The following is a 13,575-nucleotide window of genomic DNA, read 5'->3' as shown; positions in this document are numbered from 1 at the left end:
ACCAACAAACGCTGTCCGAACGATTCGGCTAAAAGCATTTTACGCTTTGTTGAGTAGTATTTGCTTAGAATGACTAAGCTACACACTACTCGCCGCGAATAAAACGCTTTAAGCTCGAACAAAATTTAATCGCGAAAGATCAACAGACCCTAATGGTTTTTCCATAAAAATTGCAGCTAAAGTACCTGTCAGTGCAGAAGTAGCTTATAAGCAATTTCTTAATGTCAGCCAGTGGTGGCATCCAGATCACACTTGGTTTGGGCAATCTGAATACCTAACGATTACACCCGAAGTAGGAAAATGCTTTTGTGAAATCAATGACGATAAACAAGCACTTCATATGACGGTATCATATGTTAACCCAAACAAAGAAATTAGAATGATAGGCGGTTTAGGGCCACTTCAAATGCTAGGTATACATGGTGGTATGTCATGGAAGTTTGAGTCACTCACTGAGAGCACTACGAATATTATTTTCAATTATCAAGTAACTGGCTATATGGATGGAGGGCTTGATAAATTGACCCCAATTGTAGATAACGTACAAAATATTCAACTAGCTAGATTAAAGGCACTATTGAATAAATAACCGTAAAAAAATAATGAAACTACTCGATACTTTTGTGTTTTAATGACCCTGCATTCTTTTCCCAATTTTTCCCATCAAAAGCAGTTACATGTATCCTCGGTGGCTTTTCATCTAAACAACGAACATTGACATCAATACCGTCAGGGTTAGAGCGAGGCGTATAAAAAGGTTTACTGCCACACACTTTACAAAAGGTATGTTTAGCAACATTTGAATTAAAAGTATAAGTAGTGATAAATTTTTCACCGCTAAGTAACGTAAACTTACTTTTAGGTACAATTAAATGTAGAAACCCTGCTTTGGTGCAAATAGAACAATTACACTCTTCAACCTCAATGGCTTCAGGACACTCAACGGTAAATGTAATTGCCTGACAATGACAACTGCCCTTATATTTCATGTTTCACCTATTAAATTGTTTGAGTAAAATCTACTGACTTTTATCGCGATTATTCATAAAGTCGTTAAAAACCATAGCAAAACTAGATATAAATTGCATTTATCTGTAGTTAATTAATGGAGGTTATTGTTCTTTATCCCACAATAAAATAAATATATGCGCATAACATGTAGACATGAGAAACCTATAATTCTTAAGATGTGTTTGTCTTTGTTTAATAGTTCAATTAAAAGATAAAATTATCAAATAAAAAATTAAAAGCCCAAAGTAAATTGGGCTTTATTATCGTTGTTAGCGGTTAAACTTTTGCGGTATATACGGTAAACGTTTTCGCACTAAGACTGGTTCGCCATCAACTTCTGCAACAACACTGATCTCAAACCATGCATCATGGTCAATTTCTTTCTCTGTTACTTTAAAGTTTTGGCTCAGCTCAAGCACTTCATAAGGCTTTAGAGAAAACGCTTGTTCAATAGTTTCCTTTTTACCGCTATGGTAAAAATTAAAGGTAATTTCCCCTTCTGTTTTACCAGCGAAAGGACCATGCACCTTAGCCTTCATCGTAAAGATATCGTTAGCAAAATCCCCTGAAATACCAGCTAATTCGTAGCCATGATATTGTTTTGTTTTTTGCTGTAAAACTTGCTTAATGCCTTGTTGCTGCCAAATATAATCGAAGGTAGCGACTACGGTATTGCCTTGAGCCAAAAGTTTTTCAGGTACGATTATATTAATTTTTTCTCCCGCCTTCGCTAGTACAGGTAATAACTTACTTACCTGATCATTAACCGTGAACTGAATAGTTCCTGAAATATCTTGCTGGCTATGATTAGTAATAATCGCATTTTGCTTCATATTATTAGCTGAATGTCCTAACCAATCGAGCTGAAGTTGAATACCTGAAAGCTCTGCCAGCGCCTCGTTTAAGTTAGCACCTTGTTTAGCTAACTCAGGCATTAAGGCATTTACTGCTGCCACTTCGGCTATAGACTCACTCTGATTAGTGTTTAAGGCAGCAACGTTTAATCGATTGAATGCTTCACGCCATTGTGTTGGTGTATTTTTACCTGCCTTCCAATTAGCTCTAGCAAAGCGTTGAGCTAATTTATCTCCAGTAAAGCCCCATGCATTAGCTGCAGTTGCTTTTGAGTAATCAGTACTTCTAGGGTTTAATTCACGACCATCATCAATATACGGGGTAATACCATGTTGGTTATCTGATGAAATTAAGCCAAAGGGTCGATTAAGTAATGCAGTTTTTTGTTGTTCAGTTAATGCCTCGCTGACTTTAAAAGCTTGTGCATTAGCTGTTTTAACGATTATCTCTAGGCTAGATGCTTTTATTGCCATTGAAACGCCTAATTCAGGTTTATCTTGCGTTGCTAAGCTTTCAACAATATCAGTTGGTAATTTATATTCACTCAACTTGCCTGATAAATTGCGACTATCGATTTGTAATGTATTCGCTGCTTTTACTTCAATACGCACTTGTTCGTCTAAATCAGTATTTGCGCCTTTCCAACTACGATAATCTTTCGAAATTGCTTCGCTGTTTTCTTTGGTCAATTTCACACCAAGCGCCATACCTAACTTGCCCTTTGACAGCGTGTCTTTTTGGTATGACAAAACATAAGCTAAAATAGGTTCTTTAATACCACGTTTAGCATCAAGTACTAGTTCGCTTGCATCAGGCCTTGGAAAGTCTATTGCAAAAGGCCTATAACTTGGAGTTTCTGAAGGTGTCATAGTGAAACCAACACGTTGCGGTGCATAGTCATAGTTAGATTTACGTTTATAAAACATATTTCCATCCATTTCCCATTGACCTCGACTTGCAACCACATGCGTCTCGTCTATATTAGCAACCCACTTTTTAAAGTTTGCTTCAAGGGCTTCCCAATCAGGAACAATAGCTTGCAACACCTCAAGTGACTTTTCACGACTATCTGTTTGTAATCGCATAACCTCTTGGTGGTATATTTTCATATACTGAGAGTATTCAGGGTTGTTATACATAAATTGAACAAACAAGACATTTAAGCCACGATCAAACCGCTTGCGGTTATGAATCTCAACAATAGTCGGTTGCTGATATTTTTTGTAAGAGTGTAATCCCCAGCTCATCATGTCAAAAATGGGTACATCATGACCAAAAACGGTTAATTGCTTTTTAGCACTGTCAAAATTATGATTAGCGGTTGAATCGCCTAATCCTTCGCCGTGCCATGATGGCGTCCATGGGTAGTTGCCCAATGCCATTTGATAAGAGTGCATGGTTTCATGAATAGAAATATAACGCTGATGCTGAGGTCGCTCAGTAGGGAAACTATACCCCACCCAGTTATAATACATCGCTTCACCGCCAGCTGTATGATGAATACCTCGGTTAAAGCCGTCATCAAACATGGCATCACGTAGCCTGTCATTACTGGTTGCGTAGGTTGAAGCAATACGTTGTTGGTCAATGTTTGGCGGCTCCATACCAAAATATTCAACATAATAAGGGTATGATAACTCTAACAGCTCTAAAAAGAATTTGGCTCGTTGAGCTGGGTAATCTGTTTTTAAGGCAAAATGTTTACTCACATACCACTCAAAACCTGCTGTATTTTCAACTTTGCCATCACTAAAGGTAAACGGTATTTGCTTGCCAACATAAGCTACATCAATCTCTTCTACCGTAGAAACTCGGCCATGGACAATAACATCAGCTTTCATGTCTTTTGGTGCGGGAATCGCCTGAACTGTATTCAAACGGTATTTTTGCACAATCTCAGTTTCTGTTTGAACTAGTGACGATGTAGTTGTGATGTTAGTTTGTGAACACGCACCTAATAACACTGCGGCTGATAGCATACTGAGCTTTAATTTCATGTAGAGCCTCTATTAGTTAATACAAATAGCGGAATACAATATACAAACAATGGCTTTTTTACAACCCGTACTATTATATATAACAGCATGACGGCGCTAAAAATGGTTTAACAATAATTACTGCTAAGCCATTTATGCGTATTTAACTATAACAATTTAAAATAAAAGTTCGTAATATCAATGTACTAAATAGCTTTTCCTTGTTCCGTAAGTAATAATAAACACGGTAAAATTGTATACTTAGACATTAATGAACAATAAGCTAAACTTTAGAGTAAAATAATAACATTAACGTAAAGCCATTTATTTACATTCTGTAATGCATACGGTTATGTTTATTTTTGACATGATAAATCAGTAGATTAATGAGACAAAAAGACGAGTAAAAATGATAAAAACGATAAAAAACATATTACTATTTACTGTTCTGTTCATTAGTGCTGATAATGCTTTTGCTAAAAGAGAGCAACTATCCATTGTTGCTGGATTAAACAAGCCCCCCTATGTCTTTCAACAAGAAAGGACAGGTTTTGAAATTGAACTGATTCAAAACATTTTTAATGAAATAAACATCGATACGGCTTTTGTTTTTACGCAGTTTAAGCATTCAACAAAAATGCTCGATGCGATGTATATTGACGCGGTAATGACGACAAATAAAAGGGTTTTTACTGATATAAATATGTTAAGTGATACGTATATTAGCTATCAAAATGTCGCTATATCACTAAAAAGTAGAGATTTATCCATTCAAAATATTGAAGATTTAAATACATACTCTATAGCAGCTTTTCAAAATGCAGATAAATTACTAGGCGATACTTATTTACAAGCTTCTAAAAAAAGCCCTTTGTATTTAAGTACCGCTGAACAATCAGCACAGCCACAATTATTAGTTAAAAAGCGAGTTGACGTAATAGTACTTGATATTAATATATTTAAATACCTCGCCAGAATGCAAGGTATTGATAACTTGGATAATACATTCAATTATCATTTTGTTTTTCCAAAATCTGATTATCAACTTGCGTTTAAAGATTTAGCAGTGAAGAAGTTATTTAATACAGCGTTAAAAGAATATAAAAGCTCAGAAGCCTATACCGAGTTAAAACTGAAATATGATTTTTAAACTCAAATAATAGCAATATTCTAAAGGCTTTCTTAATCAGTAATAGCTCAAAACCTATGCTAAAGAACCCTTAATCTAGGGGCTCTCAAAAATCATATCTAAAATTAATCTTGCAGCAAATAAAACCATAAATCATGACTTCACTAGCAAAACTACGCTATACTAATTTTTTTAAATATATATTAAGTCGTTTGCTTAGCAAAAAAGGAATAACCATGTTGGCAAATATGAATTCAGAGGAAGAAAATAAAAATATTTGTATAATGACACATTCGTTTTTTTCTGACGTTATTCGAATTGAGCTAACAGATAACGATCCTAAAGATTATGCTTTATCACTTTCTCAATCTACACCTGGCAATTATTCCGTTGTTTTCTCATTAGAATGCGAACAAGCAAGCAATGTTGTTTCTCGAATTAAGGATTACCTAAGTAACAAAAAGTATGTCAGCGAGTTTTATCAAGTATCACCAAAATTCGTTGAACAATTATTAAAAAGAGAGACATTAAGGATACCTGTTCTCGATTTAGCTTAACTTTCGCTGACCCTTTCAATTAACTGACAGGTCGCTGTAGCATTAAGGTAATCAACAGGTATTTGAATCATTTTGTTCTTAACGCTAAGAACAAGTGACGGAAAGCCTTGAGATGATAAGGTTCTTGCTTGTTCTATTTGTTTTGTTAACTCCCGCTCTAGCTCATCAGAAGTAAAATCTTCAACAAATTTTTCATAACTAAACTCCCCGTTACTTTGTTCAGCGACTTCTTTCGCAACCTTGTACAACACACTTTCATCAGATGGATTCATTGCCCGTAAGTAATAAGCTCGCTGAATAGCATCTATCATTTGAATGTGTTGTGCTTGATAACTAGCAGCAATAACAGTTCGACACGCATCATAAGTTGAACGACGAGGAGTATTTTGCAGCCAAAAGTCAAAGTTAAACTCAGTGCCGAGTCGTTTTTCTATAGTTCGCCAATGCTGTTGAATAGCGAGTTGCTGCTCGTTAGGCATCGTCTTTTTAGAGTCTGGTGCTAAGCCTCCAGCAACATATTCAATCGTTATGTTTGTCGGTAGTAATTTTTGAATTTCATCCCAGACAGGCCTATATCCCCAACACCAACTGCACATAGGGTCATAGATATAATATAAGGTAATATTTTCCATTAATTTATAATCATCAAAAATAGGTAAAAAGTATAAACACCATCAAACTAAATGATTAAGCAAGAATATCAACACGTTAATCGCTACGCCTTAATTAAACATTGTGTCATTCTTGCAGAATGTGCACTCGAAAGATTAAAAGCCCTAATCCCTATTTTCAATGCCTAACGCTTTTAAATGATTAGCAATATCTTGGGCAGCTGTAGCAGGATTAACATCATCATCAATTTTAACTATTCGCCCTGATTTATCAATATAGAAAGTTACTCTACTTGCAACTCGAAAGGTATTTAAAACATCATAGGCTTTAGCAGCTTCTTTACTCGGATCACTTAGCATTGGAAAATCAGCGTTAGTTTTCTTGGCAAAATCACGATTATCATCTAGTGGATCAACACTTGCCATAAAATAACTTACGTTAAACTCTCTAATTAAATGTCCTTGCTCTACGAGTGATTTACATTCAATTGTACAACCTCGAGTATTCGCCATAGGATACCAAGCTAATACAATGGCTTGTTTATCTTTATAATCACTTAATTGATAGTAATCACCTGTGGTGGCTTGTAGTTTAAAATTAGGTGCCATATCACCTACTTTTAAATCAGTGGCATTAACTGTAACACTGATAAAACAAACGACACTTACACATAACTTAGTTATTAAATTTTTCATTGAAATTCTCTTTTTAACGGTAATTTAACCCTAGTACGAAAAATACCTGCAAAGAGATCATATTGCACTTAATAATTTAGATATTTGTTTCTACTCCCTAGGGTCTGTTGATCTTTCGCGATTAAATTTTGTACGAGCTAAAAGCGTTTTATTCGCAGCGAGTAGTGTGTAGCTTAGTCATTCTAAGCAAATACTACTCAACAAAGCGTAAAATGCTTTTAGCCGAATCCTTCGGACAGCGTTTGTTGGTCATTTTTACGGCGTTATCGCCTTTTTATGTGGAATAACCACATAACAAAGGCTCTGCCTTGTACAAATACCCAACAAAAAGCTGCAAAAACAACCCCGAAAGATCAACAGCCCCTAATAAAGTTGATATTCAAAATAAAACCCATCATTCACATAAGAAATGCTCAAGTGCTGCATAATAGTTTTATTTTTATCAACATTGATATAGTGTTAAGGCAGCTACTTTACTCTAATGAAGGAAATACGATGAAACTTGCCTCACTCGCTTTACACCACGGATATGAATCAGAAGCCACAACAAAGGCGGCTACAACGCCAATTTATCAAACGACGTCATATACCTTTGATAGTACTCAACACGGTGCGGACTTATTTGATTTAAAAGTTCCTGGTAATATTTATACCAGAATAATGAATCCAACTACCGACGTATTAGAACAAAGAGTTTCTGAAATGGAAGGCGGTATTGCTGGGTTAGCGGTAGCATCAGGCATGGCGGCTATCACGTATGCCATTCAAGCAATCACTTCTGTCGGGGATAATATTGTCAGCACCAGCCAACTTTACGGTGGTACCTATAATCTATTTGCACACACATTGCCAAAACAAGGTGTTGAAGTGAAGTTTGCTTCGGGTGACGACTTATCAACCTTTGACACCTTGATTGATGAGAATACTAAAGCAATATTTTGCGAGTCTATTGGTAACCCTGCTGGCAACGTGATTGATATAGCTAAATTAGCTGAAATAGCCCACAAGCATGGTGTTCCTTTAATTGTAGATAACACTGTTGCAAGCCCTGTATTATGTCGCCCCATTGAACATGGCGCAGATATAGTCATTCACTCGCTAACAAAATATATTGGCGGGCATGGTACCAGCATTGGCGGAATAATCGTTGATTCAGGAAAATTCGATTGGGTAGCCAATAAACAACGCTTCCCGATGCTTAATGAACCTGACCCGTCCTACCATGATGTTATTTACACAGAAGCGCTAGGTGCAGCAGCCTATATTGGGCGATGTCGTGTTGTCCCCCTAAGGAATACGGGGGCCGCTATTTCACCTCATAATGCTTTTCTTATTATGCAAGGGTTAGAAACATTGTGCCTTCGCATGGAAAGGCATTGCGATAATGCACTAAAAGTCGCGAAATACCTTCAAAGCCATAGCAAAGTTAACTGGGTAAATTATGCCGCATTAGAAAATAGTCCCTATCATCAAGTTTGCCAAAAAATAACACAAGGACAATCTTCAGGTATTCTAAGTTTTGGCATAAAAGGAGGTACTGTCGCAGGTGGAAAATTCATAGATGGCTTAAATATGATCCTACGATTAGTAAACATTGGTGATGCGAAGTCATTAGCCTGTCATCCTGCATCGACAACTCACAGACAGTTAAATGCGCAAGAGCTGAAGTCTGCGGGAGTCTCCGAAGATTTAGTACGTATATCAGTTGGAATTGAACACATCGACGATATTATTGCTGATATTGAACAAGCACTCGCACAAGTCTAACAATTTCAAACGGCGTACATATCTCTTAACCCATCAAGTTGAGGTTAAGAGATATGTACGCTGTTTTTATTACACACTGAAACAACCAAGCTGCGCTTATAACGCTTTATTATTGATAAAAACAGCACGTTGCACAAAATATCAACAACATTCAACGCACCCTAGTATTGCTACTTACTCTTATTCAAAAAGATATCTAACGTTTCTAGTACCTGAGCTTTATTAATTGGCTTAACTAAGTAATCATTCATGCCCGCATCGAGACATTTTTGTTCATCACCTAACATAGCGTTTGCAGTCATCGCTACAATTGGAATATTCATAAACCTTGTCCCTGCATCACCTTCTCGAATTGCTTTTGTTGCTTGATAGCCATCCATTTCTGGCATTTGACAATCCATAAACACGAAGGTGTATGGGTGTTCTTCGCTGCTAGACTTTAATTTTTCTAGTGCCTCTTTACCATTAACAGCAATGTCACAATCAGTAATGCCAACGTTCTTCAAAACCCCCATCGCGACCATTTGATTGACACGGTTATCTTCCACCAACAATAGTTTTACGTTTTCATCCCAGCACTTCATTTCTCCTGAGGTTTTTTTCACTTTTTGTGGCGTTTCTGGCTTTGTATCTATAGTTAATTGTTCATCTAATATCGTTTTAAGTGAACGTTGTAAATCGAGGGTAGTCACGGGTTTAGGGAAGCAGTTATCAAAACCTATTTTATCACTGTTAGCCAACTCATTTTGATTGTCCATTAAGGTCATTAGCACAATTTTTATAGTGGCATAATTCTTGTTCGCTCTAATACTTTGAATAAGGTCAATATAGTTTACATCTTCCACTTGTTGGTTAATTAACACTAAATCAAAGCTTTCTTCTTTACTTTGCTGGTTTATCAAAGACAAAGCCTGTTCACCAGTCGTCACTAATTGACTCGCTAATCGCCAATGGTTTAATTGTCGGTTTATCACTTCTCCACCTGTGTGATTGCTTTCTACTATAAGCACTCGCTTACCGTGAAGACTTTTATCAGGCATAGATAATAACGATTTAGACGATTTATCGACAATTAAATTACAGGAGAAAGTACTCCCTTTTCCTTCATCACTCTCTAATGTCACATCGCCCTGCATACATAAACAGAGTTTTTTAACTATTGCTAAGCCTAAACCAGTACCGCCATATTCACGGGTTGTTGAGGCATCAACTTGACTAAAAGCTTTAAATAAACGCGATTGTTTGGTTTTTGAAATACCAATACCGGTATCACTTACCTCAACATCTAAACGCCATTGCTCATCTGAAAAATCTTGTTGGCGTAATCGAATAACAACTTCGCCATGTTTAGTAAACTTTATGGCGTTTGCGACTAAATTAGTTAATATTTGTCGTATTCTATTAGAGTCGCCTTTAATTAAGGATTCATCAACATCAACCAAATCAACAATTAATTCGATATTTTTTTGTTGCGCTTGTTGAGCAAAAGCCTCAGCTAATGCGCCAACCATTGAACGCAAATTAAAAGTCACGTTTTCTAGCTCAAGTTTATTGGCATCAATTTTAGAAAAATCAAGAATATCATTAATTAACGAAAGTAATGATTTTGCACTTTGCTGTGCAATTCCTATACGGTGTGCTTGCTCTTGACTTAAAGGAGAGTCTTTCACTAAATCTAGCATACCAATAACACCATTCATTGGTGTTCTTATTTCATGGCTCATGCTGGCAAAAAACTCATTCTTAGCCGTAACCGCTATTTCTGCTAATTCTTTTGCTTTAGTTAACGCGATTTCATTTTCCACAATGCCAGTAACATCATAGTTCACACCTATAACAGATAATGGTAGCCCTTCATTGTTATAACTAACAATAGCTGCCGCTTTAATATACCTAACTTCTTTGTTTGGCCACACGATTCTATATTGAGTATCAAATCGGCTATTTTCTTTAATCGCATTTTGAAGCTCTGCTTCTGTTCTATCTTTATCGTCAGGATGTAAAGCTTTTTCCCAGGCTTCATAAGCACCAGAAAAATCATCCGATGAAACGCCATAAAGTTTATACATCCAATCATCCCACTTTAATGCATGGGTGATTAGGTTTAACTCCCAAATACCGATACCTGCTGAATCTGCTGCCAGCGTCATTCGTTGACTATGCTGTGAAATTTTTTGTTGAGTTGTTACTTTGTCGGTAATATCTTGAAAAGAGCCAAACAATCTAGCACATTGTCCATTAACAAACTCAGAGCGACCTCTAGCTGAAACCCAAATGTCTTTACCTTTGGCTGTTACTAACTGTAATTCTTGTTCAAATGGTGTGCCCTTTTCTAAGCATTGATTAACTAAGTGTTGAATGGTATCTCTGCTTTTCCCTTCTTTATAGAAGTCGATAGAAGTAGATAATTGGGGCTGGTAGTCATTGGCTACTTCATGAATTTTTTTAGTCATATTTGACCAATAAATAGAATCATTAATAAAGTCTATTTCCCATACACCAATTCGAGCTTGTTGGCTCATTTGTTCTAACAATGACTGCTGAGCAAGTAATTTACTTTGATGTTTATCACGTGTTAATTCAGAACTGATCCAATGAGCAATTAACTGAATTAACTCTAACTCACGGGCTGTAAAAGGTTTTGGTGATATTTCTGGGCCAGAAAAATTTAAAGTACCAAAACGTTTACCTTCAACAACAATGGGCACCCCTATATAACTCTCTAGTCCAAATCCTTGATAACAGGGGTGATCTTTAATATCACTTAAACCTGCTTGATGGTATGCGATAGGTTTGTCAGCATTTAACGTATGATAACAATAGGTATTACCAAGTTCAAAAACATCACCTATACTAATTTCACCATTAGGTGTATGACAAAAGAGTACCTTATATTCTTGTTCATTAATTTCGCTAATTAGCGCTAGCGGTAAGTTAAAAATATTTTTACCTAAGAGTAAAATACTTTTTATTTTTTCTTCTAAGTTTGTTTCAACATTTGAGGTAATTTGATGCAATTGATTAAGGGCAAATTCGGTTTGCTTAATATCACTAATATCATTTTGAATAATGATAAGTGAATCAACTTTATTTTTTTCACCAATCAATGGCACTATGGTGGTTGTTAACCATAACTCTCTGCCGCCTTTAATCTTATTAATAGATTCACCGTGCCAATACTCATTAGCAAGGCATTGATTAAACACTTTCTGATAAAACTCGTTACTGTAACTATCACTACAAATGTTAAATACACTTTGCCCTACAATTTCTTCTTTTTTATAACGGTAAAAATCAACAAACTTTTGATTTACATCGGTAATAGTACTTTTGTCATCCATTTTGATTCGATAAACAATCGCATGCTTATTTATCGCTAAATTCAACTCTGAACTTTGTTTTTTTGCTAAAGAAAGGTCGTTAGAGTATTGATAAATAACCCGTTGCAAAGGTCGAAATATGAAAAAACTAATAACAATCAACAGTATCATTACCACTAACCATAAACATGCTTTAACGATTTGAACAAAAAACACTCGCTTGTTAACATGGTTTTCAATATGACTTACCACTAAATCTAAACCATTAAGTAACTCATTTACATCATGCACATTAAACTGTTCATGGATAATATTGCTTGCTTCTAAAGTGTTTCTAATTTCACTTAGTTTCATTGCTCCTTGAATATATTTTTGTGTTTTTTCATTCAAGTTCACAGGGCTATCAAAATAAAGGGCATGAATATCTTCAGGTAACTCCTTAGAGTCGGTTAAGGTTAAATTAACCAGATATTGTTGATTTTTAGCAAAGAGGTTTGCTGTTTTTCGTAAACGTTGCTGTGTGTTTAAGTCTTTAGTTTGCTCTACAGTATTGTAGTAATATTGATGAGCTATAAATGCTATTTTTTGAGATAACATTCGTTGACTGCCAGCAATGTTTATTAATTTAGCCCCCTTATCAAGGTGCTCAGATATGACAAACAAACTTAAAAATGAAAAACTAACCACTATCGCAATTAACGCAATTGCTAATCTATTTCTTCGGGTTATCTTTTGTTGTAAGGCTTTAACGTCTGACATCTAATATTTTATACCTTCATGTATTTAGTGTTTCAATTACACTGGAGAATCTAAGTAAATATTACTAATAATAACAAGGAATTAACCTTTTAAAACAAAAGTTTTAGATAAAAGTATTTTCACTAAGTAAGGCCACTACTTAACTATAGACAAAATATTCTTAAACACCTGAGCTTTATTACTTTTTACCAGCTCAAATATACACATTTCTAAACTAGAAATACTGGCACCTTTGTGCTGCATTTTAGTAATGGCGACTTCGATATTTGATAGCTCTCGTGATGCGATACAATCAATAATCACTTCTGCCTCATAGCCCGCATCGATTAAGCCCATAACAGTTTGATAAACGCAAACATGCGCTTCAATCCCTGCAACTAACCATTGTTGTTTACCTGTATATTGGATCGCTTTAGCAATATCAGCTTCATATAGTGCATTAAAATGAAATTTTTCATATACTTTCGAAGATTGACTAAGCAACTCTGTAAGCTCAGGTAACGTTTCTCCTAAGCCTTTAGGATTTTGTTCAAGCCAGATGATAGGCATAGATAATAATTGACAGCACTCAATAAGTTTTCGAGTATTGTTAACTAGGCTATCGCTCTTATGCACTATTTTGGCGAGCTTCCCTTGAATATCTACTATGATTAAACCGCAATCTTCTTTTTGAAGCATTTTGTTTCCTAAAATCAATAACAATGTAAATAATAATCTAAAAAAGAATAAAGTTAAAAGCCTAGGGCTTGTTGATTTACTCATGGCTAGATCTTTTCGCATCACCCTATAGGTGTAGCAAATAACTATGTATAAAGACAAATAATTCAGAAATGAAAGGTAAAAGTAAGGTTTGTGATATATATCAAGACGAAATAGTGCTGGATATGTTCAACT

General features: G+C 35.6%; 10 protein-coding genes and 1 pseudogene. 5 read left to right on the top strand and 6 right to left on the bottom strand.

Going from position 1 to position 13,575, the window contains the following annotated elements; translation table 11 throughout:
- Positions 1-340 precede the first annotated feature (340 nt).
- A complete protein-coding gene (locus D1094_RS17840; protein ID WP_147361101.1) occupies positions 341-589 on the top strand; it encodes a hypothetical protein in 249 nt (82 codons plus the stop codon).
- 19 nt (positions 590-608) lie between these two features.
- Here D1094_RS17840 and D1094_RS17835 read toward each other — a convergent pair whose 3' ends face one another.
- Together D1094_RS17835 and D1094_RS17830 are read right to left on the bottom strand one after the other, a co-directional pair.
- Positions 609-989 carry a GFA family protein gene (locus D1094_RS17835; protein ID WP_118961457.1) on the bottom strand — a complete coding sequence of 127 codons (381 nt, stop codon included), beginning with the start codon at positions 987-989 and terminating at the stop codon, positions 609-611.
- A gap of 291 nt (positions 990-1,280) precedes the next feature.
- On the bottom strand, positions 1,281-3,863 hold the full coding sequence (locus D1094_RS17830) for a hypothetical protein (protein ID WP_118961456.1): 2,583 nt from the start codon (positions 3,861-3,863) through the stop codon (positions 1,281-1,283).
- A 388-nt stretch (positions 3,864-4,251) separates the two neighbouring features.
- Here D1094_RS17830 and D1094_RS17825 point away from each other — a divergent pair, with 388 nt between their 5' ends.
- Both D1094_RS17825 and D1094_RS17820 read left to right on the top strand, forming a co-directional pair.
- On the top strand, positions 4,252-4,992 hold the full coding sequence (locus tag D1094_RS17825) for an ABC transporter substrate-binding protein (protein WP_118961455.1): 741 nt from the start codon (positions 4,252-4,254) through the stop codon (positions 4,990-4,992).
- 215 nt (positions 4,993-5,207) lie between these two features.
- Entirely contained in the window at positions 5,208-5,528 is a 321-nt protein-coding gene (locus tag D1094_RS17820; RefSeq protein WP_118961454.1) for a GIY-YIG nuclease family protein, read from the top strand.
- Here the strand turns inward: D1094_RS17820 and D1094_RS17815 are convergent.
- Both D1094_RS17815 and D1094_RS17810 read right to left on the bottom strand, forming a co-directional pair.
- Entirely contained in the window at positions 5,525-6,160 is a 636-nt protein-coding gene (locus D1094_RS17815) for a DsbA family protein (RefSeq protein WP_118961453.1), read from the bottom strand. The genes D1094_RS17820 and D1094_RS17815 overlap by 4 nt on opposite strands.
- Positions 6,161-6,304: 144 nt before the next feature.
- Positions 6,305-6,835 carry a redoxin domain-containing protein gene (locus D1094_RS17810; protein WP_118961452.1) on the bottom strand — a complete coding sequence of 177 codons (531 nt, stop codon included), beginning with the start codon at positions 6,833-6,835 and terminating at the stop codon, positions 6,305-6,307.
- A gap of 164 nt (positions 6,836-6,999) precedes the next feature.
- Between D1094_RS17810 and D1094_RS19035 the strand changes: the two are divergent.
- Positions 7,000-7,263, top strand: a pseudogene (locus D1094_RS19035) (hypothetical protein).
- 67 nt (positions 7,264-7,330) lie between these two features.
- Positions 7,331-8,602 (top strand): O-acetylhomoserine aminocarboxypropyltransferase/cysteine synthase family protein, encoded by a 1,272-nt coding sequence (locus D1094_RS17800; protein ID WP_118961451.1) that lies wholly within the window; start codon positions 7,331-7,333, stop codon positions 8,600-8,602.
- A gap of 170 nt (positions 8,603-8,772) precedes the next feature.
- On the opposite strand, the gene D1094_RS17795 is transcribed toward D1094_RS17800, so the two are convergent.
- Together D1094_RS17795 and D1094_RS17790 are read right to left on the bottom strand one after the other, a co-directional pair.
- Positions 8,773-12,681: a response regulator gene (locus D1094_RS17795; protein WP_118961450.1), complete on the bottom strand. Its 3,909-nt coding sequence runs from the start codon at positions 12,679-12,681 to the stop codon at positions 8,773-8,775.
- A 135-nt stretch (positions 12,682-12,816) separates the two neighbouring features.
- Positions 12,817-13,359 carry a hydrolase gene (locus tag D1094_RS17790; protein WP_118961461.1) on the bottom strand — a complete coding sequence of 181 codons (543 nt, stop codon included), beginning with the start codon at positions 13,357-13,359 and terminating at the stop codon, positions 12,817-12,819.
- Positions 13,360-13,575 lie beyond the last annotated feature (216 nt).

This window comes from Colwellia sp. RSH04 (assembly GCF_003545765.1).
Classification (GTDB): domain Bacteria; phylum Pseudomonadota; class Gammaproteobacteria; order Enterobacterales; family Alteromonadaceae; genus Colwellia.
Note: the sequence above shows the minus strand (reverse complement) of the source record. Positions and strands in the feature narration are given on the sequence as shown.